Consider the following 22,783-nt stretch of genomic DNA (forward strand, 5'->3'; position numbering starts at 1 on the left):
CTCATGTCCAGCTATCTCTTCACTTCCGAGTCGGTCTCCGAAGGCCATCCGGACAAGATCGCCGACCAGATTTCCGATGCGGTGCTGGACGCGATCCTGGCCCAGGACAAGCGCGCCCGCGTCGCCTGCGAAACCCTGGTCAAGACCGGCGCGGCCATCGTCGCCGGCGAAGTGACCACCTCGGCGTGGGTTGACATCGAGGAGCTGACCCGCAACGTCATCAACTCGATCGGCTACGACAACTCCAACGTCGGCTTCGACGGCCACACCTGCGCCATCATCAACATGCTCGGCAAGCAGTCGCCGGACATCGCCGCCGGCGTGGACGGCACCGACAAGAAGGCCAAGAAGCCGGAAGAACAGGGCGCGGGCGACCAGGGCCTGATGTTCGGCTATGCCTGCAACGAAGCCCCGGAGTTCATGCCGGCGCCGATCTACTACTCGCACCGCCTGGTCGAGCAGCAGGCCAAGGTGCGCAAGAAGAAGAACTCGCCGCTGCCGTGGCTGCGCCCTGACGCCAAGAGCCAGGTCACCCTGCGCTACGGCCAGGACGGCAAGATCGAAGGCCTGGACGCGGTGGTGCTGTCGACCCAGCACGACCCGGGCGTGAAGCAGAAGGACCTGATCGAGGCCGTGCGCGAGCACATCCTCAAGCCGGTCCTGCCGAAGGCTTGGCTGGACAAGCTGCCGAAGAACAAGGTGCACATCAACCCGACCGGCATCTTCGTGATCGGCGGCCCGGTGGGCGACTGCGGCCTGACCGGCCGCAAGATCATCGTCGACACTTACGGCGGCATGGCCCGCCACGGTGGCGGCGCGTTCTCCGGCAAGGACCCGTCCAAGGTCGACCGTTCGGCCGCCTACGCCGCCCGCTACGTCGCCAAGAACGTGGTTGCCGCCGGCCTGGCCGACAAGTGCGAAGTGCAGGTCTCCTACGCCATCGGCGTGGCCGAGCCGACCTCGATCTCGGTCACCACCTTCGGCACCGGCAGGATTCCGGACGCGCAGATCGAGAAGCTGATCCGCGCGCACTTCGACCTGCGCCCGTACGGCATCATCAAGATGCTCGATCTGATCCACCCGATGTACCAGCAGACCGCCGCCTACGGCCACTTCGGCCGCAAGCCGAAGGAATTCTCGTACGTCGACGGCGACGGCAAGGCCCAGAACGCCACGGCGTTCTCGTGGGAGAAGACCGACCGCGCCGAAGCGCTGCGCAAGGCCGCCAAGCTCAAGTAAGGCAAGCCAGGCACCGCGTGACCGGAAAGGCCGCCCGCAGGGGCGGCCTTTTCGTTTCTGACGGGCCACGCTTCGCTTCCCGTAGGAGCGGCTTCAGCCGCGAAGGGGGTTTTACCGGGAATGCCCCTTCGCGGCTGAAGCCGCTCCTACGGGGTTCTGCGTGCATCCGGTTGCCGCGCTGGAGTAGCCTGCGGCTCCGTCCCAGTCTGGCGCCGACCATGTCCGAACCCACGCCCCACCAGTTGTCGATGACCGTGCTGATGTCGCCGGAGATGGCCAACTTCTCCGGCAAGGTGCATGGCGGTGCGGTGCTGCGCCTGCTCGACCAGGTCGCCTACGCCTGCGCCAGCCGCTACGCCGGCAACTACGTGGTCACCCTGTCGGTGGACCAGGTGACGTTCCGCCAGCCGATCGCGGTGGGCGAACTGGTCACCTTCCTGGCCTCGGTGAACTACACCGGCACCTCGTCGATGGAAGTGGGCATCAAGGTGGTGGCCGAGGACATCCGCAAGGGCAGCGTGCGCCACGCCAACAGCTGCTTCTTCACCATGGTGGCGGTGGACGACGACGGCAGGCCCACGCCGGTGCCGCCGCTGCAGCCGCGCAGCGGCGACGAGCAGCGCCGCTACGCCGCCGCGCAGATCCGCCGGCAGCTGCGGCAGGAGATGGAACAGCGGCACCTGGAACTGCTCAGGAGCTCCCCGTCCTCCACGCCGGAGGGCTGAAGGCGCCGGGCCACGCGCCGGCCGGTCGTCGCGCCGCCTAGTCCCAGCGCCCTTCCAGCGCCATCAGGATCGCCCGGCGGTGGCTGCGCCGGCTGGCATTGAGGGTGGCCGGGTCCAGCGCCAGCAGCGGATCGAGGAAGCGGGTACGGAGATCGCGCATGCCGGCCTCGTCGTGCAGCCGGTACAGCGCGATGTACAGCCGGGTCGCGCTTTCCAGGGTATGCCCGTCAAGCTGGCCGCGCGTGCGCGCGCGGATCTCCAGCGCCTGCGCATGGGCGTCGCGCGAGGCTTCCCAGTTGCCCGCGTTGCGCTCGATGCGCCCCACCAGGTCGAGGGTGGCGGTGACCCGCGGGTGTTCCGGCCCGAGCTGGCGGCGCATGGCGGCCAGTGTCGCCTGCGCCAGCACGCGCGCCTCGTCCAGCCCGCCGGGCTGGTCGCTGAGCATGCTGGACAGGCCGCCGCGCGCGAACAGCGTGTCGGGGTGATCGGGCCCGAGCACGCGCAGGCAGTCGGCCAGATGCCGGCGCTGCAGCGCGATCGCCTCCTGCTTGCGCTCCTGCTTGGACAGCAGGCGGATCCTGTCCACGACGAACTGGCGCGTGGCCGGGTGCTCGATGCCCAGCACCTGCCCCTGCGCGCGCAGCAGGCGGTCGAGCAGCGCCTCGGCTTCGGCGTAACTTTCCGGCGACTCGGCCAGGCGCACCAGGCTGGTGGCGGCGGTGCCCCAGGCCTTGAGCGTGTCCGGATGCTCGGCGCCGAGGCGGCGCTCGCGCACCTCGGCCACCTGCCGCGCCAGGGCCGCGGCGTGCTCGTAGTCGGCATAGGCGAACCGCAGCCCGGCCTGCGTATCCATCGCCGCCAGCGTGCGGTTGGAGTCCGGCCCGAAGCGGGCGCGGTACAGCGGCAGCAGCGCCTCCATCTCGGCGCTGCCCTCGTCGCGCCGGCCCAGCGTGTCCAGCGTGCGCGCGTAGTCGCCACGCAGCAGCAGCAGGGCTTCGTCGTCGGCCGGCAGCGCGGCCATCCACGCCTCGCGCAGCGCGTGCTGCCGGGCCAGCGCCGCCTGCGGTTCGCCGCGCGCGGCCAGCACCCGCGCCGCGCCCGCCTCGGCGGCGCGGCGCTGCGGGTCCAGCGCCGGCAGGGTGCGCGTGGCCGCCAGCGCGCGCTCGAAGGCCTGCGCCGCCGGCGCCAGTTCGCCCTGCAGCGACAACGCCTGCCCAAGGTCGATGCGCGCGGACACGACGCGCGCGTCGGTGGCCGGCAAGGCCGCTTCGCGTACCTGCAGCACCCGGCGCAGTTCGGCCACCGCATGCGGGTACTGGCCGATGGCGATCAGCACCCGCGCCAGCGACTGGCGCATGTCGGCGGCCAGCAGCGGCGCATCGGCGAAGTCGGCATCCAGCCGCGCCAGCGCGTGGCTGACGACCTGCCGGTCCAGCGCGTCGCGGGCGATGCTCGGCGCGCCGACCTGGGCGAAGGCCTGGCGCAGGCGCACGTCCAGCGGCTGGCCCGGCGCCTGCTTCTGCAGCACCTCCAGCACCTTGCGCTGCTGGGTATCGGTCATGGCATGGCCCATCGCGTCGATGTCCACGCTTTCCAGCATCGCCTGCTGGAAGTCGGTGAGCCGCTGCAGGTCGTGGCCGCGCCTTTCCGCCAGCGCCTGCTGCGCCCGCGCCTGGCCCAGCGCCAGCACCGAGGCCAGCAGGCCGCCCAGCACCGACAGCAGCACCAGCGCCGCGGCGGCCAGCGGCCAGGCGTGGCGGCGCAGGAAACGGCGCGCGCGGTAGCCGCGTTCGCCGTCGCGCGCGCTGACCGGGCAATGGGCCAGGTAACGGCGCAGGTCCTCGGCCAGCGCCGCGACCGAGGCGTAGCGCCGCTCCGGCTCCTTGCGCAGCGCCTTGAGCACGATGGCGTCGATGTCGGCCGGCAGCGCGCGGGCCTGCGCACGCGGCCCGCCGTCGCGCCGCAGCCGCCGGCTGGGCGGCGGCACGTCGGTATGGGCGATGGCGTTGTACAGGCCGGCCGGGTTGTCGATGTCGGCGAACGGCAGCTGCCCGCAGACCAGCTGGTACAGCACCGCGCCCAGCGAATAGACATCGGTGGCGGTGGTCAGCGGCTGGCAGGCGAGCTGCTCGGGGCTGGCATAGGCCAGGGTGAGCGCGTGCTGGCCGGTGCGGGTGTCGCCGGCCGCGCTGTCCTCGTCGATCAGGCGGGCGATGCCGAAGTCCAGCAGGCGCGGCTGGCCGCGCGCGTCGACCAGGATGTTGGCCGGCTTGAGGTCGCGGTGGATGACCAGACAGCGGTGCGCCTCGGCCACCGCCTCGCACACCTTGACGAACAGTGCGATGCGCGCGTCCAGCGGCAGGCGCGCGGCATGGGCGTCCACGCGTTCGCCTTCCACGTATTCCATCGCCAGGAACGGGCGGCCATCGGCGAGGATGCCGCCGTCGAGCAGGCGCGCGATGCCCGGGTGGTCCAGCCGCGCCAGCAGTTCGCGTTCGCGGGCGAAGCGCTCGCGCAGTTCCGGCGAGGCCTCGGCCACCGGATTGAGCAGCTTCAACGCGACCTTCTGCACGAAACCGCCGTGGCGGCGTTCGGCCAGGTAGACCACGCCCATGCCGCCGGCGCCCAGGCGCTGCAGCAACCGGTAGTCGCGCGCGGCATCGGCCGAGGTCTGCTGGCCACTGAGGTCCTGCCCGGCATCGGGCGCCGGCGCTCCGGGCGAACGCCACGACACCACCAGCGTCTGGTCGGCCTCCATGCCGGCGAGCAGCGCGCGCACCTCGCGCGCCATTGCCGTGTCGTTCATCGCTTCGCGCGCGATCAGCGCCTCGCGGGCCTCCCCGCGCAGGTCCAGCGCCTGCAGCACGATCTGCTTGACCCGGTGGTAACGCGCCGCGTCGCCCCGGTTCCCCTCCCCCTCGCGCATCGTCCGCCCCCGTGCGGCGTGCTGCCGTCAGCCGGTATTCTGCACGCCCTGCGACACGCCGTTCACGCAGGCCACCAGCGCGCGCAGCAGCGCCTCGTCCTCGCGGCCGCTTTCCCGCCAGCGCTGCAGCAGGTCCACCTGCAGTGCGCTGATCGGGTCGATGTAGGGGTTGCGCAGGCGGATGGACAGCGCCAGCCGCGGATCGTGCTCGAGCAGTTCCTGCTGCCCGCTCAGGCGCTTGACCCAGTGCGCGGTCAGCGCCAGTTCCTCGCGGATCAGCGGGAAGAAACGCTCGTGCAGCGGCCCGGCCAGGCGCGAAAACTGCTCGGCGATGTGGATGTCGCCCTTGCTCAGCACCATCGCCATGTCGTCCATGAAGGTGGCGAAGAACGGCCAGTCGTGCGCCATCTCGCGCAGCAGCGCCTCGTTGCCCGCGTCGGCGGCGGCCTGCAGGCCGCTGCCCACGCCGAACCAGCCGGGGATCACCGCCCGCGCCTGGCTCCAGGCGAACACCCACGGGATCGCGCGCAGGTTGGACAGCGCCGCGTCCTGACCGAGCCGGCGCGACGGCCGCGAGCCCAGGGTCATGCGCTCGATCACGTCGATCGGGGTGGCGGCGCGGAAGTAGTCCATGAACCGCGCGTCGCCGACGAAGGCGCGGTAGCGGCGCGAACTTTCCGCCGCGACGATGTCCATCACCGGCGTCCACTGCCGCTCGCGCGGCTCGGGCGCGCGCGGGCGCAGGCTGGCGCGCAGCACCGCGCCGGCCGACTGTTCCAGCGAACGCAGCGCCAGCGCGCGGATGCCGTACTTGCGGTGGATCACCTCGCCCTGTTCGGTCACGCGCAGGCGGCCATCAATGCTGCCGCGCGGCGAGGCGTCCACCGCATGCGTGGTCTTGGTGCCGCCGCGGCTGATCGAGCCGCCGCGGCCGTGGAAGAAGGTCAGGCGCACGCCGTGCCCGGCGGCCACCGCCAGCAGTTCCACCTGCGCCTGCTGCAGGCCCCAGCGCGAGGCGGCGATGCCGCCGTCCTTGCCGCTGTCCGAATAGCCGAGCATCACCATCTGCACGTCGCCGCGCGCGGCCAGGTGCGCGCGGTACACCGGGTCGGCGAGCAGGTCGCGCAGGGTCGCGGTACCGCGGCGCAGGTCGTCCACCGTCTCGAACAGCGGCGCGATGTCCAGCGGCACCGCGTTGCCGGCGTCGACCAGGCCGCCGCGCCGCGCCAGCGCCAGCACCGCCAGCACGTCGCCGCGGTCGTGCGCCATCGAGATGATGTAGCTGCCCAGCGCATCGGCGCCGTGGCGGCGGTGCGCGTCGGCCAGCGCCGCGAACACCTTGTCCAGGCGCTGCCCGGCTTCGTCGGCGCCACGCGGCAGCGCGGCCTCGCCGGCGGCATAGGGCGTCAGCAGCCGCGCGCGCGCCGCGCCGTCCAGCGCGTCGAACGTGTCCTGGCCGCCCAGCACTTCGGCCAGCGCGCGCGCATGCACGCTCGACTCCTGGCGCACGTCCAGCCGCGCCAGGTGGAAGCCGAAGGTGCGCACGCGCCACAGCAGGCGGCGCACCGAGAACCAGCCGGCATGGCGGCCCTTGTTGGCGTCCAGGCTGTCGAGGATCAGCTGGATGTCGCCGGTCAGTTCCTCCGGCGATGCGTAGGCACCGTGCGCGTCGTCGAGCGTGGCCTGCAGGCGCGCGCGCATGCGGTCGTTGAGCAGGCGGTAGGGCATGTCGGCGTGGCGCGGGCGCGACTGCACCTGCGGCAGCAGCGCGCGGTATTGCTCCACCCGCGCGCGCACCGCATCGCTCACGCCCACCAGTTCGGTGGACTGGCTGAGCAGGCTGGCCAGCTTGAGCAGGTCCTTCTGGTACAGCTCCAGCACCGCGGCGCGCTGCGCGTTCAAGGTGGCGGCGATGGTGGCCGCGTCGACGTTGGGGTTGCCGTCCATGTCGCCGCCCACCCAGGTGCCGAAGCGCACCAGCCGCGGCAGCGGCAGGCTGCGGCCCCAGGTGTCGAGCAGCGCCTGTTCCAGCGATTCGTAGAACACCGGCATCACCCGGTACAGCACGCGGGTGAGGTAGAAGCCGACATGCTCGCGCTCGTCCTCCACGCTGGGCCGCACCGGCGAGGAATCGGCGGTCTGCCACGAGGCGGTGAGCGCCATGCGCAGGCGCGCGGCGTCGGCGGCCTGCTCGCCCGGCGTGCGCTGGCCGTCGAGGTTGTCCACCAGGCTGGCCACCATCAGCTGCTCTTTTTCCAGCAGCGCGCGGCGCACCGCTTCGGTCGGGTGCGCGGTGAACACCGGCTCGATGTCGATGCGCGGCAGCCACTGCACCAGTTCGTCCAGCGTGACGCCCTGCGCCTTGAGCTGCTGCAGCGCGTCCTGCAGGCCTTCGGGCTGCGGGCGCTTGGTGCCGGCGCGCTGGTAGTCGCGGCGGCGGCGGATGCGGTGCACGCGCTCGGCGATGTTCACCACCTGGAAGTAGGTGCTGAACGCGCGCACCAGCGCCTCGGCCTGGCGTGGCGTGCGCCCGGCCAGCTGCGCGCTGAGCGTGGCCAGCGGCGCCTGGCTCTCGCGGCGCGCGATCGCGGCGGTGCGCACCTCTTCCACTTCATCGAGGAACGCGGGCGAAACCTGTTCGGAAAGAAGATCGCCGACCATCGCGCCAAGGCGGCGGACATCGTCGCGCAGGGGCAGATCGGGCGTGGCGAAGACGACGCTGCTGCGGTACTCGTTCATCCGGGGAGCAGGACCTGAAGAGCGGGAACGCCCCAAGCCTACCCGAAAAATCCCGCGGTTTTTGCAGTGCACCAATGCGCAAAATGGTTGCATCTGCATGTTGTCCGCGCGCTGTCCGCACAGACACGACGACGGGGCGCGAACGCCCCGTCGTGGTCATGCCATGACGCCGGGATGTCAGCGCCTTTTTTCGTCCCTGGCCGGTGCCGCCAGCCAGCGGTCCAGCCAGTCCTCGCTCTCGGCGAGCATGGTCATGATCGATTCGCGCGCGCGGTAGGCGTGCGATTCGTTGGGCAGCATCACCAGCCGCGCATTGCCGCCCAGGCCCTTGACCGCCGCGAACATGCGCTCGCTCTGCATCGGGAAGGTGCCGGAGTTGTTGTCGTCCACGCCATGGATGAACAGGATCGCGTCCTTGATGTCGCCGGCGTAGTTGAACGGCGACATCTTCAGGTAGGTGTCCTGCGCCTGCCAGTAGTTGCGCTCCTCGGCCTGGAAACCGAACGGGGTCAGCGTGCGGTTGTAGGCGCCCGAGCGGGCGATGCCGGCCTTGAACAGGCGCGTATGCGCGAGCAGGTTGGCGGTCATGAACGCACCATAGGAATGGCCGCCGACGGCGATGCGCCCGCGGTCAGCCACGCCACGGCGCACCACCTCGTCCACCGCCGCCTGCGCGCTGGCCACCAGCTGCTGCACATAGGTGTCGTTGGGCTCGGCGTCGCCCTCGCCGACGATCGGCATGGTCGGGTTGTTGAGCACCACGTAGCCCTTGGCCAGGAATGCCTGCGGACCCCAGTAGCTGATCGCGTTGAAGCGGTGCGGCGAGCCGATGACCTGGCTGGCGTCGTCGGCCGACTTGAACTCGGCCGGGTAGGCCCACATCAGCAGCGGGCGCGGGCCGTCCTTCTTCGGGTCGTAGCCGGGCGGCAGCAGCAGGTCGGCGGTGAGTTCGACGCCATCGTTGCGCTTGTAGCGGATCTGCTCCTTCTTCACCCCGCGCAGCTGCGGCAGCGGGTGTGGGGTGTGGGTCAGGGCGACCGGCGCCGCATCGCCACCGAGCGCGCGCGCATACAGGTTGGACGGCTCGTCGTTGGACTCGCGGCTGTACAGCACGCGCGGCGCGTCGCCGTCGGTCACCGCCACCGGCGCCTCGTAGTACGGCGCCTGCGAATGGAACAGGCGCTCGCTCTTGCCGCTGGCCAGGTCGACGCGATCCAGGAACGGGCGGTCGCCTTCGGGCGAGGCGCCGTCGCCGACGCGGTAGAAGCCGGTGCCGTCGGCGGTGAACTGCAGGCGCGCGCGGCCGCCGTCGTCGGGCTGCAGCAGCGGTTCGCCCGGATCGCCGTAGCGGTCGTCCTCCGAGCGCGCGTACAGCAGCGTCGGCGCCTGCTCCGGGTGGTCCGGCGCGATCTTCCACTGCTTCACCTGGCGGGTCTTCCACCAGTATTCGTCCAGCAGCGCCACGTCGCCGCGGCCCCAGGTGATGCCGGCATAGCGCGACCCCAGCCGCGCCAGCGTTACCGGCGGCCGGTCGAACGGCGCGGCCTGCACCAGCACCGCATCGCGGATCGCCGCCTCGCGCGCCGGATCGCCGCCATCCTGCGCCTCGGCCCACACCAGGGTGGCCGGCGCGTCGGCGCGCCAGCCGATCGAACGCACGCCGGTCGGCACCGCGTCGTTGCCGGTCGGCAGGCCTTCGACCAGCGGCAGCTTCGCCACCGTGTGCGCCACCCGGCCCTGCGCGTCCAGCACTTCGATGCGGCGCGGGAAGCGGCTCACCGGCACCGCGTAGGAGAACGGCCGCTCCACGCGCTGGCTGAGCAGGTAGTTGCCGTCCGGCGAGGACGACAGCCCCAGGTAGAGGCCGGCCGCGCCCAGCGGCCGGCTCTCGCCGTTGATCGCCACCCGCACCGGCTGCGCCTGCAGGTAGTACTCGAACAGGCGCGCGTCGTGTTCGTTCTTCAGCAGGTCCTGGTAGGTGCGCACCGAGCGCACGCCCGTGCCCGCCTCGGTCTGCTGCACCGCCGGGCCGGTGGGAATGCCGTCACCCACCGGCGCGGCGCCCTGCCCGGCCGGGCGCTGCAGCACCAGCAGCGCGTCGCCGCCGGGCAGCCAGGCGTAGCCATTGCCGACCACCGAGTTCAGTCGTTCGGCCACGCGGCGCGCGCTGCCGGCGGTCACGTCCACCAGCCACAGCTCGTTGCTGCCGCTGGCCGGGTCGACCTGGTTGAAGGCCAGGTACTTCTGGTCCGGCGACCAGGCCAGCGAGGCCACCGACAGCGGCTGCGGCAGGCCGCTGATCTGGCGCTCCTTGCCATCCACGGTGGAAATCAGCCACAGCCTGCTGCCGAAGGAGAAGCGGCTGTCGGAGAAGGTCTTCGGGTTGATGCGCAGGCCGGCCAGCTTCAGCTCCGGCTGCGCCACCTGGGCGATGGACGGCAGCGGCGGGGTCTGCAGCACCGCCGCCAGGTCGCGGCGCGGCGACAGCCGCAGGGTGGGCGCGCGCGGGGCATCCACCACCGCCTGCAGCGCGGCCGACGGCAGGCGGTAGCCCTGGGCGTCGCCGGCGGGGGCGTTGGCTGCCGGGGCGGCGGCCAGCAGCGGCGGCACGGCCAGCAGCAGGCCGGCGCACAGCACCAGCGCCGCGGAAGCGCGCCGGGCGCGGCGGGAAGCGAACATCGTCATGGCAATCCTCTCTCGGCTGAATCGACCGCCCACGTTAACAATCCCCGGCCGCCGCCTCCCCTGCCTTTGGTTGGGCCAGGCCGGCCCGCGATATAATCGCCGGCCCGTCCGAGGGGCGCTGCGACCGTCGTGCGAGTCCCCCGCAAGGGCCGGACCGGCACGGCGGCCAGGCTCGGACGGCCCGCATGCAACAACGGCGCCCGGCGAACGCGAGCCTGCTCGCACCACACCGGAGCTTTACATGAACGCTGTTGCCAAGACCTTCTCCACCGAAGGCGATTACAAGATCCGCGACATCTCGCTGGCCGACTGGGGCCGCAAGGAAATCGACATCGCCGAGCACGAGATGCCGGGCCTGATGTCGATCCGCCGCAAGTACGCCGCCTCGCAGCCGCTCAAGGGCGTGCGCGTGACCGGCTCGCTGCACATGACCATCCAGACCGCGGTGCTGATCGAAACGCTGAAGGACATCGGCGGCGACGTGCGCTGGGCTTCGTGCAACATCTTCTCCACCCAGGACCAGGCCGCCGCCGCCATCGCCGCCACCGGCACCCCGGTGTTCGCGTGGAAGGGCGAGACCCTGGAGGAATACTGGGACTGCACCCTGGAGGCGCTGACCTTCAAGGCAAGCGATGGCACCCTGCTCGGCCCGGAACTGGTGGTCGACGACGGCGGCGACGTCACCCTGCTGATCCACAAGGGCTATGAGCTGGAAAACGGCAGCGACTGGGTCAACACCCCGTCCGGCTCGCACGAGGAACAGGTCATCAAGAACCTGCTCAAGCGAGTGGCCACCGAGCGCCCGGGCTACTGGACCCGCGTGGTCAAGGACTGGAAGGGCGTGTCCGAGGAAACCACCACCGGCGTGCACCGCCTGTACCAGCTGGCCGAAGCCGGCACCCTGCTGGTGCCGGCGATCAACGTCAACGACTCGGTCACCAAGAGCAAGTTCGACAACCTGTACGGCTGCCGCGAATCGCTGGCCGATGGCCTGAAGCGCGCGATGGACGTGATGCTGGCCGGCAAGGTGGCCGTGGTCTGCGGCTATGGCGACGTCGGCAAGGGCTCGGCGCACTCGCTGCGCGCCTACGGCGCGCGCGTGATCGTCACCGAGATCGACCCGATCTGCGCGCTGCAGGCGGCGATGGAGGGCTTCGAGGTCAACACCATCGAATCCACCCTGGGCCGCGCCGACATCTACGTCACCACCACCGGCAACAAGGACATCATCCGCATCGAGCACCTGAGCGCGATGAAGGACCAGGCCATCGTCTGCAACATCGGCCACTTCGACAACGAGATCCAGGTCGATGCGCTGGTGAAGTTCCCGGGCGTGCAGCACATCAACATCAAGCCGCAGGTGGACAAGTACGTGTTCCCGAACGGCAATGCGATCTTCCTGCTGGCCGAAGGCCGCCTGGTCAACCTGGGCTGCGCCACCGGCCACCCGAGCTTCGTGATGTCCAACAGCTTCGCCAACCAGACCCTGGCGCAGATCGACCTGTGGGCCAACAGGGACAGCTACAAGGCCGACGTCTACCGCCTGCCGAAGAAGCTGGACGAGGAAGTGGCGCGCCTGCACCTGGAGAAGATTGGCGTGAAGCTCACCACCCTGACCCAGGAACAGGCCGACTACCTCGGCGTGCCGGTGGAAGGCCCGTTCAAGCCGGAGCACTACCGCTACTGACCGGCCTGCCGGGTCACCGCGTGCAATACACGACGGGCGCCGCGCGGCGCCCGTCGCATTTTTGCTGCTACGCTGCGCGCCCTGCTCCGATCCGGCCCCGAAGGCGACGATGAAAACGATGTTCCCGGCCATCGCGGCGCTGCTGATGGCGGCCCTGTCCAGTACCGCCCACGCGCAGCCGGCGGCACCCGCGCACGAGAGCTTCGTCATCCAGTCGCAGCGGCTGCAGGAAGCGCGCACCATCAATGTCTACCTGCCGCCCGCCGACGCGGCGCCGGCGCATCCGGTGCTGTACATGCCCGATGGCGGCGTCGCCGAGGACTTCCCGCACGTGGCCGCCACGGTCGATGCCGGCATCCGCGCCGGCCGCATCGCGCCGCTGCTGGTGGTCGGCATCGAGAACACCCAGCGCCGCCGCGACATGACCGGCCCGACCGAGGTGGACAGCGACCGCCGCATCGCGCCGGTGGTCGGCGGCTCGGCCGCGTTCCGCGCCTTCATCGCCGAAGAGCTGGTTCCCGAGATCGAACGCCGTTACCGCACCACCGGTTCGCGCGGCATCATCGGCGAATCGCTGGCCGGGCTGTTCATCGTCGAGACCCTGTTCGAGCAGCCGGCGCTGTTCGATACCTGGATCGCCTTCAGCCCCAGCCTGTGGTGGAACGACGCGGCGCTCACCCGCAGCGCCGGCGAGCGGCTGCGGGGCATGCCCGGGTTGCGGGGCCGCGTGCTGCTGGCATGGGGCGACGAGGACACCATCGGCCCGCACGCGCAGGCGCTGTCGGACACGGTGGAGCGCGCCGCCCTGCCCGGCCTGCAATGGCAGGCCATGCCGCGCCCGGACCTGCGCCACGACACCATCTACACCGCACTGGAAACGATGGCGATCGAACGCATGTATCCGGCCGCACCCGCTGCCGGCGACGGTGATCGCTGATCCATCACCCGACGGCACCCGCCGCAGGCCCTGCGGCGACGGCAAACGCAACCCAGCCATGTCCGCATCGATCATCGAAATACCGCCCACCGAAGCGCCGATGGCGCTGCTCCTGCTGGCCGATCCCTCGGAACGGAAGGTGCGCGGCTACCTGCCCGCCGCGCGCTGCTTCGCCGCACTGCTGGACGGCGGCATCGCCGGCATCTGCGCGGTCGTGCCGCTGGGTCCGGGCCGCCACGAACTGATGAACATCGCCGTCGATCCGGCGCGGCAGCAGCGCGGCATCGGCACGCGGCTGCTGGCCCACGTGATCGACACCTGCCGGCGCGAAGGCGCGGCGCGGCTGGAAGTCGGCACCGGCGCCTTCGGCTACCAGCTGGCCTTCTACCAGCGGCACGGCTTCCGCGTGTTCCAGGTGGAGCGCGACTTCTTCCTGCGCCACTACGACGAGGCGATCGTCGAGGACGGCATCCAGCACCGCGACATGCTGCGCCTGGCCATCGATTACCGGCAGGAGCGCTGAGCGCTCAGCGCCAGTTCGCGTTCGCTTCCCAGAACTCCACCGCGCGGCGGTAGGCGTCGCGGTCGATGGGCACGCCCGAGCCGCCTTCCTCCACGCCCAGCGCATTGCGCATCATGGTGATCGGCGCCATCGGGATTTCCGCCGGCTCGGCGGTGTACAGGCAGCCGACCACGCCCCAGTCGGCGTCGATGGGCGCGCCTTCCTTCGCCAGCTGTTCGCGGCTGTAGAGGATGACCACCAGGTAATCGGCCACCGGCGGCTCCACGCCCTCGAACCAGCGCACCAGCACCGGCAGTTCCTCGCGCGTGCGCGCCTCGTAGGCCGAGCGCAGCAGGTGGCGGTTGCCGTCGGTGACCGGCACGGTCAGGCAGCGCGTGGAAGTCCAGTTGCGGTGCACGTGCAGCCTGCAGAACGGCGCATAGCCGTCGAGCACCTTCAGCGGTTCGTGTTCGTTGAGGTGGCGCTCGAACTGCTCGGGCGTGCAGTCGCGGATCGTGTTCGGGCGCGGCGTGCGCGGGAACAGGCGGGTGCGGGCGAAGGGCGTGAGGAAGATGGACATGGCCGGGTCGTTCGGAAAACCCGGCCATTGTCGGCCATCGCGCCGTGGCGGCGCACGCCGCGCTCAGGCCTGCGCCTGCTCCGGATGCGGGATGCGCTCGGCCTGCTCCACCGACGGCGTGCGCCAGCCCGCCTGCACGCCCCACACGTAGAACGCGATGCCGATCAGCGCCACCACCCCCAGGTCCCAGCCATAGGCCAGGTAGCCGCGGCCGCCGAAGGTGCTGCTGCCCAGCCACGACACCAGCGCCAGCGTCGGCAGGTAGCACACCAGCCAGCCCGCGCCCTTCAGCTGCCGGCCGAAATCGTGCCAGCCGGACCGGGCCTGGTAGTAGAAGTAGATCGGCAATGCGACCAGCATCAGCACGATGATCTGCCCGGTCAGCGGCCAGCGCGCCCAGTACAGCAGCTCGGTGGCCATCACGAAGGCGGCGCCGGCCAGCACCGGCAGCGCCTTCACCCGCAGCGGCCGGTGCAGGCCGGGCGCGGTGCGGCGCAGCGCCATCGCGCTGACCGGGCCGGTCATGTAGGAGATCACTGTCGCCACCGAGATCACCGCCGCCAGCGTGCCCCAGCCGCGGAAGAAGAACAGGAACAGAAACGAGACCATCAGGTTCAGCCACATCGCCGGGCGCGGCACGCCCCAGTGCGCGTGCACGCGGCCGAGGATGTCCGGCGCGGTGCCGTTGCGCTGCATGCCGTAGATCATGCGCGCGGTGGTGGCGGTATAGGTCATGCCGGTGCCGCTGGGGCTGACGAAGGCGTCGATGTAGAGCAGCATCGCCAGCCAGTGCAGGTTGGCGATCAGCGCCAGCTGCGCGAACGGCGAGCGGAAATCGATGCCGTGCCAGCCGGCCTGTTCCAGCATGTGCGGCGGCACCGCGCCCAGGTAGGCCACCTGCAGCAGCACGTAGATCACCGTCGCCAGCAGGATCGAGCCGACCACCGCCAGCGGGATGCTGCGCCCGGGGTCGCGCGCTTCGCCGGCAAGGTTCACCGGGCTCTGGAAACCGTTGAAGCTGAAGACGATGCCGGCCGTGGCGATGGCGGTGAGGATCGCCGAGAAATCCAGCACCGGGCTGCCGGCGCCATGCAGGCCCACCGAGAAATTCCGCGCATGGAAGCCGCTGGCGATCAGCGCCACCGCGGTCAGCGCCGGCACCACCAGCTTGAACACGGTGATGGTGCTGTTGGAGCGCGCGAACAGCTTCACGCTCCAGTAGTTGACCAGGAAATACACCACCACCAGCAGCGCGGCGATGCCCAGCCCCGGCGCGGTCAGCTCGCCGTGGCCACCGGGCGCCTGCACGTACAGGTCCTGCGCCCACTGCCACGGCCAGGACGCCATGTACTGCACCGAGGCCTCGGCCTCCACCGGGATCACCGAGACGATGGCGATCCAGTTGGCCCAGGCGGCGATGAAGCCCACCAGCGAGCCGTGCGAATAGTGGCTGTAGCGCACCATGCCGCCGGATTCGGGGAACATCGCGCCCAGCTCGGCATAGGTCAGGGCGATGGTGAGGATGATGGCCGCGCCCAGCACCCAGGCCCAGATCGCCCCTGGCCCGGCCAGGCCGGCGGCGCGCCAGGCGCCGAACAGCCAGCCCGAACCGATGATGGAGCCCAGCCCGGTCAGCATCAGGGCGAAGGGGCCGACGTCGCGGCGCAGGGCGCTGGGAGGATTCATGGTGGCTCCGGCAGGCAGCGTGCCGGCGGCCGGCACGGAAACGAGGGGGACAACGCGGGACCCGGCAGTCAGCCCCACCTATGGCACGCCGGGGCGTGAACGCCGCGTGGCCGGGAGGCATCGCGCCACATTTTCCACTGTCTTCCGTTGCCCCGGCGTGTTGCCGGCCTCGTGCACCGTCGGCCGATGCGCGCCATGCCCGGTGGTGTCTTGCGGCCGCGACACAGTGCCGCCGGCCATCGTCGAGGACATCGCATCGCCACGCGGCACTGCCTGGCGATGCGCCTGGCCGCCAGGCGCTGGCCCCCGCCAACTGAACGGCGATCCAGCGGGCGGCGCGCCGCTGCGTGACGAAGACGCGGTTCCGACACGCCTCCGACCCGCGCCTGCGCATCGTGGCCGCGCTCCTTCCCGGATCGGATCGCCGCCATGATCTCCAGCGCCGCCCTGCGCGACAGCAAGGTTCCCGAAGTCACCCTCGCCTTCTGGATCACCAAGATCCTCGCCACCACGCTGGGCGAGGTCGGCGGCGATGCGGTCACCATGTCGATGGACCTGGGCTATCTGCTCGGCACCGTGCTGTTCGCCGCGGTGTTCGCCATCGCGGTGGCGGCGCAGATCCGCGCCAGCGGCTTCCGTCCCTGGCTGTACTGGGCGGCGATCATCGCCAGCACCACGGTCGGCACCACCCTGGCCGACTACGTGGACCGCTCGCTGGGCATCGGCTACGGCGGCGGCAGCAGCCTGCTGCTGGCGCTGCTGCTGGGCACGCTGTTCTGCTGGCGGCACAGCACCGGCAGCGTGTCGGTGGTCGACATCCGCTCGCGGCGCAGCGAGCTGTTCTACTGGCTGACCATCACCTTCTCGCAGACCCTGGGCACCGCCCTGGGCGACTGGGCGGCAGATACCCAGGGGCTGGGCTACGGCGGCGGCATCGTCTTGTTCGGCGGCCTGCTGGCGCTGGTCGCGGCGCTGCACTTCGGCACCCGATTGTCCAGGACCCTGCTGTTCTGGGCCGCCTTCGTCCTCACCCGGCCGCTGGGCGCGGTGGTCGGCGATTTCCTCGACAAACCGCTCGACCATGGCGGGCTCGCCCTGGACCGCTACGCAGGCTCGCTGGTGCTGCTGCTGGCCATCGTCGCCTGCGTCGCGCTGCTGCCGCAGCGGGCGGCGCGGCAGGCGCATTGAAGGCCCGGACGCAGCCGCGCGCCCCATCACAACCGAAACGATTGCACATCCATCTTGATGGAGAGATATAATCCGGACCAAATCCATCCCATGGCCCGCCATGACCCCGCTCAGCTTCGAGTTCTATCCGCCCAAGACCGACGACCAGCGCGCGCAGCTGGACCGCACCGCGAGCAGACTCAAGGTGCATGCGCCCGAATACGTGTCCTGCACCTTCGGCGCCGGCGGCTCGACCCTGAGCTACACCTCCGAGACGGTGCGCCACCTCAACCAGCACCACGGCCTGCAGGCCGCGCCGCACCTGTCCTGCGTGGGCGGCACCCGCGAGGAGATCCGCGAACTGCTCAAGCTGTACCGCGCCATCGGCGTGCGCCGCATCGTCGCCCTGCGCGGCGACCTGCCCTCGGGCATGGGGTTTCCCGGCGACCTGCGCTATGCCTCGGAGCTGATCGCCTTCATCCGCGCCGAGCATGGCGACGCGTTCCGCATCGAGGTCGGCGCCTACCCGGAGACCCACCCGCAGGCCAGCGACGCGCTGGCCGACCTGCGCCACTTCAAGGCCAAGATCGACGCCGGCGCCGACGCGGCCATCACCCAGTACTTCTACAATCCCGACGCCTATTTCCATTTCGTCGACGCCACGCGCAGGCTGGGCGTGGACGTGCCGATCATCCCCGGGGTGATGCCGATCTCCAACTTCAGCCAGCTGCGCCGCTTCTCCGAGCAGTGCGGCGCGGAGATACCGCGCTGGATCGCCAAGCGCATGCAGGCCTACGGCGACGATGCCGATTCGGTGCGCGCGTTCGGCGCCGACGTGGTGGCGGCGCTGTGCGAGCGGCTGATCGCCGGCGGCGCGCCGTCGCTGCACTTCTACACGCTCAACCTGGCCAGGCCGACCAACGCGGTGCTGCAACGCCTCGGCCGCACCTGAGCCGCCGCATGGGCGCACTCCGGTGCGCGATGGGGCGTTCGCGCTGGATCACCCGCACGGATGCTCTGGTCGCTGCGGAGCAAACCCGCATCACACACCACGGTACGCCCGGCGCGTTAGGCTTGGCCGATGCGCTGCCTGCCGCTCCTGCTGCTTTCCACCGCCCTGTGCGCCGGCGCCGTGCAGGCGCAGCAGGTCAACCGCTGCACCGACGCGCAGGGCCGCACGGTGTACGGCGACAAGTCCTGCGAGGCGATGGGCGCGCACGCGCGCCTGCTGCCCGAGGCGCGCGCCGCCGGCAGCAGCGGCCTGTACCGCGACACCTGCGCGCGCCGGCTCAGCGAAGTGGTGGCGCAGATCCGCTCGGCGGTGGACGCGCGCGACCCCAACCGCCTGTCCGGCATCTATGCCTGGAGCGGGCTGTCCAGCGCCGAAGCCACGCGGGTGATGGACCGGCTGGATGCGATCGTGCAGCGCCCGCTGGTCGACATCGCGCCGGTATTCCCGCGCGACCCGCAGCTGGAACCGGGGGAAGGCCATGACGAAGAGGTTGGCGAGGATCCGATCATGATCAGCAACGTGCCGGCCCTGCGCCCGCGCCCGGTCGCGCTGCGGCTGGAACAGACCCTGGGCCGCAGCGCCACGCCGTCGCGCACGCTGCTGAAGCTGCGCCGGCAGTACAACTGCTTCTGGATCAGCCTGTAGGCGACTGCGGCCACAGGGCGCGGATCGCGGCCACGCCCAGCGCACCGTGGCGGCGCGCGGTGCCGATGTCCGCCGCGCCCAGGCCGCCGATGGCGTAGATCGGCAGCGATACCTGCTCGCGCAGGCGTTCGAACGCCTCCCAGCCCAGCGGCGTCGCGCCGGGATGGCTGGCGGTGGCCTGCACCGGGCCGAGCACGGCGAAGTCGCAGCCCAGGCGCTGCGCGGCCTGCAGCTGCGGCAGGTCGTGGCAGGACGCGCCGACCCGCACGCTGTCGGGCAGCGGGCGCCGCTCCAGCTGCAGCAGCTGCTCGCTGCCCAGGTGCACGCCCACGCCCAGTTCCCTGGCCAGCGCGATGTCGCGGTTGAGCAGCAGCTCGGCCTGGCGGCCGACGCGGTCCACCGCATCGCGCGCCAGCACCGCGCGCGCGCCGGCCTGCGGCGTGCGCAGCTGCACCCGGCGGATGCCGCCCTCGACCGCGGCGGCCAGCCCGTCCAGCCAGGCGGCGGCGCCGGCCAAGGGCTCGGGCGTGACCAGGTAGCGGTCGGCCTGGCGCAGCGCGGCCACCACCGGCAGGTCCGCCGGCGGCATCGAATAGCGGCCGAGCCTGTCCGGCGTCACCCAGGTGATGGCCTGCCCCTCGCGCCCCCGCGCCGTGCCCTTCCAGCGCGGCACCAGCCGCACTTCCAGGCGCAGGCGCTTGTCCGGGTACAGCTGCGGCACCTCCATCACCCAGTCCCCGACCTCTGCCTCGATGCCGAGCTCCTCGCGCAGCTCGCGCACCAGCGCCTGCTCGGACGTCTCCCCCGCTTCGCGCTTGCCGCCGGGAAACTCCCACAGCCCGGCCATGTCGCTGTTGCCGGTACGGCGGTTGAGCAGGATGCGGCCGCGGGCGTCGGTGATGACGGCGGCCACGACATGGATGGAACGCAGGGGAGGTGTCATGCGTCGAGAATGCCGAAAACCCGAGGGCCGACGCAATCGCCTGCCTGCGCGCTTCCCGGGCAGGGCGGTCATCGGAGGCGCAGTGCGGACAAGTTCCACACCCACTGTCACTGGACCGAAGGACGCAGCGGCGCCGGTCAACGGTCGGCTCCCACCGGATCGCCTCCGGAGGAACCCCCTGCGCCGGGGCGCCCCCGTGCGCAAAGCGCGAATGGCAAAGCCGACCCGAAGGGCGAGCCGCGTGCGGCGAGTCAAGGCGCGGGATGAGGGGGACCTGCCTGCGCGACAACGCCGCGCACGCCCGGTGCCCGCACCCGGCCGGGGAAGAAGAGAGAACGCATGGCCGCGCTCTGCGGCGCAACCGTGGGGTAACAGCGCGCAGCAACGGCACGTCGTGGCCAACAGCCGATGTTGCGGCTATCCGGCCGAAGGAAAGCCCCCCTTGGTAAGGGGGGGCGCGCCGAAGGCGCGGGGGATCGGGGATAAAGACCATGCACCCATGATCCGTGGCACGGATCATGGGTGCGTAGCCCGCTTCGCGGGCTACGCCATGGTCAACTCAACTTTCAGTTGAGTTGACCATGGCAATGCTTGTACTTCTTGCCGCTGCCGCAGGGGCACGGATCGTTGCGGCCGACCTTGGGTTCGGCGAGCGCGGCCTGCACGTCGGCCGCTTCCTCGTCGGCGCCGTAGCCGCCGTTGCCCTGGTGCTGGAACTGCGACATCTGCAGCCGCGCCTCGGCCTGCTGGCGCTCCAGCGCCTCCATCGCCGCCACTTCCTCCTCGCTGCGGATGCGCACGCGCGAGAGCAGCTGGATCACTTCGCGCTTGACGTTCTCCAGCATCTCCGAGAACAGCTCGAAGGCTTCCTTCTTGTATTCCTGCTTGGGCTGCTTCTGCGCGTAGCCGCGCAGGTAGATGCCCTGGCGCAGGTAGTCCATGCGCGCCAGGTGCTCCTTCCAGCTCTGGTCGAGCACGGTCAGCATCACGTGCTTCTCCAGCGCGCGCATGGTCTCGGCGCCGACCGCCGCTTCCTTCTGCGCGAAGTGCTGGTCCAGGTGCTCGGCCACCGCCTGGGCGATGCCCTCGGCGTCCAGCTCCTCGTGCTGCTTGAACAGCCCCACCAGGTCCATCTGCACGCCCAGGTCCGATTCCAGCGTGGCCTGCAGGCCCGGCAGGTCCCACTGATCGTCCACCGAGTTCGGCGGCACGAAGCGGGCCACCAGGTCGTAGATCACGTCGCCGCGGATGCCGTCGATGTTGTCCTTGACCGACTCGGCGTCCAGCAGTTCGTCGCGCTGGGCGTAGATCACCTTGCGCTGGTCGTTGTTGACGTCGTCGAAGTCCAGCAGGTTCTTGCGGATGTCGAAGTTGTGCGCCTCGACCTTGCGCTGCGCCTTCTCGATCTGGCGGCTGACCAGGCGGTCCTCGATGACGTCGTCTTCCTTCATGCCCATCAGGCGCATCGCCTTCTGCACCCAGTCCGAGGCGAAGATGCGCATCAGGTTGTCTTCCAGCGACAGGTAGAAGCGCGAGGAACCCGGGTCGCCCTGGCGGCCGGAACGGCCGCGCAGCTGGTTGTCGATGCGGCGCGATTCGTGGCGTTCGGTGCCGACGATGTGCAGGCCGCCGGCGGCCTTGACCGCGTCGTGGCGCTCCTGCCAGGCGGCCTTCAGCGCGGCCTTCTGCTCGGCGCTGGCGTCTTCGCCCAGCTCCTGCAGCTCGGTTTCCAGCGAGCCGCCGAGCACGATGTCGGTACCGCGGCCGGCCATGTTGGTGGCGATGGTCACCGAGCCCGGGCGGCCGGCGTTGGCGACGATGGTCGCTTCGCGGTCGTGCTGCTTGGCGTTGAGCACTTCATGCTTCACGCCGGCCTTGCGCAGGTGCTCGGACAGCATTTCCGAGGTTTCGATCGAGGTGGTGCCGACCAGCACCGGCTGGCCGCGCCTGGCGCATTCCTCGATGTCGGCCAGCACCGCGTTGAACTTGCCCTTGCGGTTGAGGAACACCTGGTCCGGGTGGTCCTTGCGGATGGTGGGCTTGTTGGTCGGGATCACCACCACTTCCAGGCCGTAGATGCTCTGGAACTCGTAGGCTTCCGTGTCGGCCGTACCGGTCATGCCGGACAGCTTCCTGTACATGCGGAACAGGTTCTGGAAGGTGATGCTGGCCAGCGTCTGGTTCTCGCGCTGCACCGGCACGCCTTCCTTCGCCTCCACCGCCTGGTGCAGGCCGTCGGACCAGCGGCGGCCGGCCAGGGTACGGCCGGTGAATTCGTCCACGATCACCACTTCGCCGTCGCGCACGATGTAGTCCACGTCGCGCTGGTAGATGGCGTGCGCGCGCAGGGCGGCGTTGAGGTGGTGGACCACGGTCAGGTTCTGCGCGGCGTACAGGCCGCCGTCGTTGTCGGCGTCGATGATGCCGGCCTGGCGCAGCAGCTCCTCGGCGTGCTCCATGCCCGCCTCGGACAGGTGCACCTGCTTGCCCTTCTCGTCGACCCAGAAATCGCCCTCGCCTTCCTCGGTCTCCTGCTTGACCAGCTGCGGCACCACGCGGTTGACGCGGATGTACAGCTCCGGCGAATCGTCGGCCGGGCCGGAAATGATCAGCGGGGTGCGCGCCTCGTCGATCAGGATCGAGTCCACTTCGTCGACGATGGCGTAGTGCAGGCCGCGCTGGTAACGGTCGGCGCGGGTCAGCGCCATGTTGTCGCGCAGGTAATCGAAGCCGAACTCGTTGTTGGTGCCGTAGGTGATGTCGGCGGCGTAGGCCTCGCGCTTGTCGCCGTGCGGCATGCCCGGGTAGACCACGCCCACGCTCAGCCCCAGCCAGTTGTACAGCCGGCCCATCTGCGCGGCGTCGCGGCGCGCCAGGTAGTCGTTGACGGTGACCACGTGCACGCCCTTGCCTTCCAGGGCGTTGAGGTAGACCGGCAGGGTCGCCACCAGGGTCTTGCCTTCGCCGGTGCGCATTTCCGCGATCTTGCCCAGGTGCAGCACCATGCCGCCGATCAGCTGCACGTCGTAGTGGCGCATGCCCAGCACGCGCAGCGAGGCTTCGCGGCAGACCGCGAAGGCTTCCGGCAGCACCTTGTCCAGGGTCTCGCCGGCGGCGATGCGCTCGCGGAACTCCGGGGTCTTGGCCTTCAGCTGGTCGTCGGAAAGCTTCTGGATTTCCGGCTCCAAGGCATTGATCTTGGCGACGATACGGTTGAGCTGGCGGAGCTGGCGCTCGTTGCGGCTGCCAAAAACGCGGGTAAGCAGGCTGTTGATCATTGAAGGAACCGGTTTGAATGGAATGCCGTGCG

15 protein-coding genes and 1 riboswitch are annotated in these 22,783 nt (G+C 70.5%); of the genes, 8 read left to right on the plus strand and 7 right to left on the minus strand.

Annotated elements, in window-relative coordinates; all coding sequences use genetic code 11:
• Positions 1–3: 3 nt before the first annotated feature.
• Positions 4–1,239: a methionine adenosyltransferase gene (metK, locus tag AC06FP_RS01700; RefSeq protein ID WP_456117063.1), complete on the plus strand. Its 1,236-nt coding sequence runs from the start codon at positions 4–6 to the stop codon at positions 1,237–1,239.
• Between the two features lie 218 nt (positions 1,240–1,457).
• Positions 1,458–1,964, plus strand: coding sequence for an acyl-CoA thioesterase (locus AC06FP_RS01705; protein ID WP_478074248.1), 507 nt, complete (start codon positions 1,458–1,460; stop codon positions 1,962–1,964).
• A 37-nt stretch (positions 1,965–2,001) separates the two neighbouring features.
• Here the strand turns inward: AC06FP_RS01705 and AC06FP_RS01710 are convergent, their stop codons facing one another.
• The 3 genes from AC06FP_RS01710 to AC06FP_RS01720 all read right to left on the minus strand — a co-directional run bounded on the left by AC06FP_RS01710 (position 2,002) and on the right by AC06FP_RS01720 (position 10,308).
• Entirely contained in the window at positions 2,002–4,890 is a 2,889-nt protein-coding gene (locus AC06FP_RS01710) for a protein kinase domain-containing protein (protein ID WP_478074249.1), read from the minus strand.
• A gap of 27 nt (positions 4,891–4,917) precedes the next feature.
• Positions 4,918–7,629, minus strand: coding sequence for a phosphoenolpyruvate carboxylase (gene ppc, locus AC06FP_RS01715; RefSeq protein ID WP_478074250.1), 2,712 nt, complete (start codon positions 7,627–7,629; stop codon positions 4,918–4,920).
• Between the two features lie 177 nt (positions 7,630–7,806).
• On the minus strand, positions 7,807–10,308 hold the full coding sequence (locus AC06FP_RS01720; RefSeq protein ID WP_478074251.1) for a S9 family peptidase: 2,502 nt from the start codon (positions 10,306–10,308) through the stop codon (positions 7,807–7,809).
• A 110-nt stretch (positions 10,309–10,418) separates the two neighbouring features.
• A riboswitch (S-adenosyl-L-homocysteine riboswitch) is annotated at positions 10,419–10,523 on the plus strand.
• A 32-nt stretch (positions 10,524–10,555) separates the two neighbouring features.
• On the opposite strand from AC06FP_RS01720, the gene ahcY reads away from it, so the two are divergent.
• The 3 genes from ahcY to AC06FP_RS01735 all read left to right on the plus strand — a co-directional run bounded on the left by ahcY (position 10,556) and on the right by AC06FP_RS01735 (position 13,461).
• The gene (gene ahcY, locus AC06FP_RS01725) at positions 10,556–12,001 is read left to right on the plus strand and encodes an adenosylhomocysteinase (RefSeq protein ID WP_478074252.1); all 1,446 of its coding nucleotides are present in this window, start codon (positions 10,556–10,558) and stop codon (positions 11,999–12,001) included.
• A 109-nt stretch (positions 12,002–12,110) separates the two neighbouring features.
• Complete coding sequence (locus AC06FP_RS01730) at positions 12,111–12,938, plus strand: alpha/beta hydrolase (protein ID WP_456117069.1); 828 nt, start codon at positions 12,111–12,113, stop codon at positions 12,936–12,938.
• Between the two features lie 58 nt (positions 12,939–12,996).
• Positions 12,997–13,461: a GNAT family N-acetyltransferase gene (locus AC06FP_RS01735; protein WP_478074253.1), complete on the plus strand. Its 465-nt coding sequence runs from the start codon at positions 12,997–12,999 to the stop codon at positions 13,459–13,461.
• 4 nt (positions 13,462–13,465) lie between these two features.
• Here AC06FP_RS01735 and AC06FP_RS01740 read toward each other — a convergent pair whose 3' ends face one another.
• Positions 13,466–14,020, minus strand: a complete 555-nt coding sequence (locus AC06FP_RS01740) for a DUF3228 family protein (RefSeq protein WP_456117071.1) — start codon at positions 14,018–14,020, stop codon at positions 13,466–13,468.
• Between the two features lie 63 nt (positions 14,021–14,083).
• A complete protein-coding gene (locus AC06FP_RS01745; RefSeq protein WP_478074254.1) occupies positions 14,084–15,706 on the minus strand; it encodes an APC family permease in 1,623 nt (540 codons plus the stop codon).
• A gap of 429 nt (positions 15,707–16,135) precedes the next feature.
• Here AC06FP_RS01745 and AC06FP_RS01750 point away from each other — a divergent pair, with 429 nt between their 5' ends.
• From AC06FP_RS01750 to AC06FP_RS01760, 3 genes are all read left to right on the plus strand, one after another.
• Entirely contained in the window at positions 16,136–16,894 is a 759-nt protein-coding gene (locus AC06FP_RS01750) for a COG4705 family protein (protein WP_478074255.1), read from the plus strand.
• A 100-nt stretch (positions 16,895–16,994) separates the two neighbouring features.
• Positions 16,995–17,825, plus strand: a complete 831-nt coding sequence (gene metF / locus AC06FP_RS01755; RefSeq protein WP_478074256.1) for a methylenetetrahydrofolate reductase [NAD(P)H] — start codon at positions 16,995–16,997, stop codon at positions 17,823–17,825.
• Positions 17,826–17,954: 129 nt separating this feature from the next.
• Positions 17,955–18,530: a DUF4124 domain-containing protein gene (locus tag AC06FP_RS01760; RefSeq protein WP_478074257.1), complete on the plus strand. Its 576-nt coding sequence runs from the start codon at positions 17,955–17,957 to the stop codon at positions 18,528–18,530.
• On the opposite strand, the gene AC06FP_RS01765 is transcribed toward AC06FP_RS01760, so the two are convergent.
• Together AC06FP_RS01765 and secA are read right to left on the minus strand one after the other, a co-directional pair.
• Positions 18,520–19,545: a Nudix family hydrolase gene (locus tag AC06FP_RS01765; RefSeq protein WP_478074258.1), complete on the minus strand. Its 1,026-nt coding sequence runs from the start codon at positions 19,543–19,545 to the stop codon at positions 18,520–18,522. The genes AC06FP_RS01760 and AC06FP_RS01765 overlap by 11 nt on opposite strands.
• A gap of 494 nt (positions 19,546–20,039) precedes the next feature.
• Positions 20,040–22,751, minus strand: coding sequence for a preprotein translocase subunit SecA (gene secA / locus AC06FP_RS01770; RefSeq protein ID WP_478074259.1), 2,712 nt, complete (start codon positions 22,749–22,751; stop codon positions 20,040–20,042).
• Between the last annotated feature and the right edge of the window lie 32 nt (positions 22,752–22,783).

The sequence above is a fragment of the Stenotrophomonas sp. Steno-Z2 genome, from assembly GCF_056393235.1.

Bases quoted from the DNA above. Each gene is read 5' to 3' on its own strand.
- AC06FP_RS01740 (WP_456117071.1), bottom strand. From the start codon at position 14,020: ATGTCCATCTTCCTCACGCCCTTCGCCCGCACCCGCCTGTTCCCGCGC.
- AC06FP_RS01735 (WP_478074253.1), top strand. From the start codon at position 12,997: ATGTCCGCATCGATCATCGAAATACCGCCCACCGAAGCGCCGATGGCG.
- AC06FP_RS01745 (WP_478074254.1), bottom strand. From the start codon at position 15,706: ATGAATCCTCCCAGCGCCCTGCGCCGCGACGTCGGCCCCTTCGCCCTG.
- secA (WP_478074259.1), bottom strand. From the start codon at position 22,751: ATGATCAACAGCCTGCTTACCCGCGTTTTTGGCAGCCGCAACGAGCGC.
- AC06FP_RS01760 (WP_478074257.1), top strand. From the start codon at position 17,955: ATGCGCTGCCTGCCGCTCCTGCTGCTTTCCACCGCCCTGTGCGCCGGC.
- AC06FP_RS01750 (WP_478074255.1), top strand. From the start codon at position 16,136: ATGATCTCCAGCGCCGCCCTGCGCGACAGCAAGGTTCCCGAAGTCACC.
- AC06FP_RS01730 (WP_456117069.1), top strand. From the start codon at position 12,111: ATGAAAACGATGTTCCCGGCCATCGCGGCGCTGCTGATGGCGGCCCTG.
- AC06FP_RS01720 (WP_478074251.1), bottom strand. From the start codon at position 10,308: ATGTTCGCTTCCCGCCGCGCCCGGCGCGCTTCCGCGGCGCTGGTGCTG.
- AC06FP_RS01705 (WP_478074248.1), top strand. From the start codon at position 1,458: ATGTCCGAACCCACGCCCCACCAGTTGTCGATGACCGTGCTGATGTCG.
- AC06FP_RS01765 (WP_478074258.1), bottom strand. From the start codon at position 19,545: ATGACCGCCCTGCCCGGGAAGCGCGCAGGCAGGCGATTGCGTCGGCCC.
- metK (WP_456117063.1), top strand. From the start codon at position 4: ATGTCCAGCTATCTCTTCACTTCCGAGTCGGTCTCCGAAGGCCATCCG.
- ahcY (WP_478074252.1), top strand. From the start codon at position 10,556: ATGAACGCTGTTGCCAAGACCTTCTCCACCGAAGGCGATTACAAGATC.
- AC06FP_RS01710 (WP_478074249.1), bottom strand. From the start codon at position 4,890: ATGCGCGAGGGGGAGGGGAACCGGGGCGACGCGGCGCGTTACCACCGG.
- ppc (WP_478074250.1), bottom strand. From the start codon at position 7,629: ATGAACGAGTACCGCAGCAGCGTCGTCTTCGCCACGCCCGATCTGCCC.
- metF (WP_478074256.1), top strand. From the start codon at position 16,995: ATGACCCCGCTCAGCTTCGAGTTCTATCCGCCCAAGACCGACGACCAG.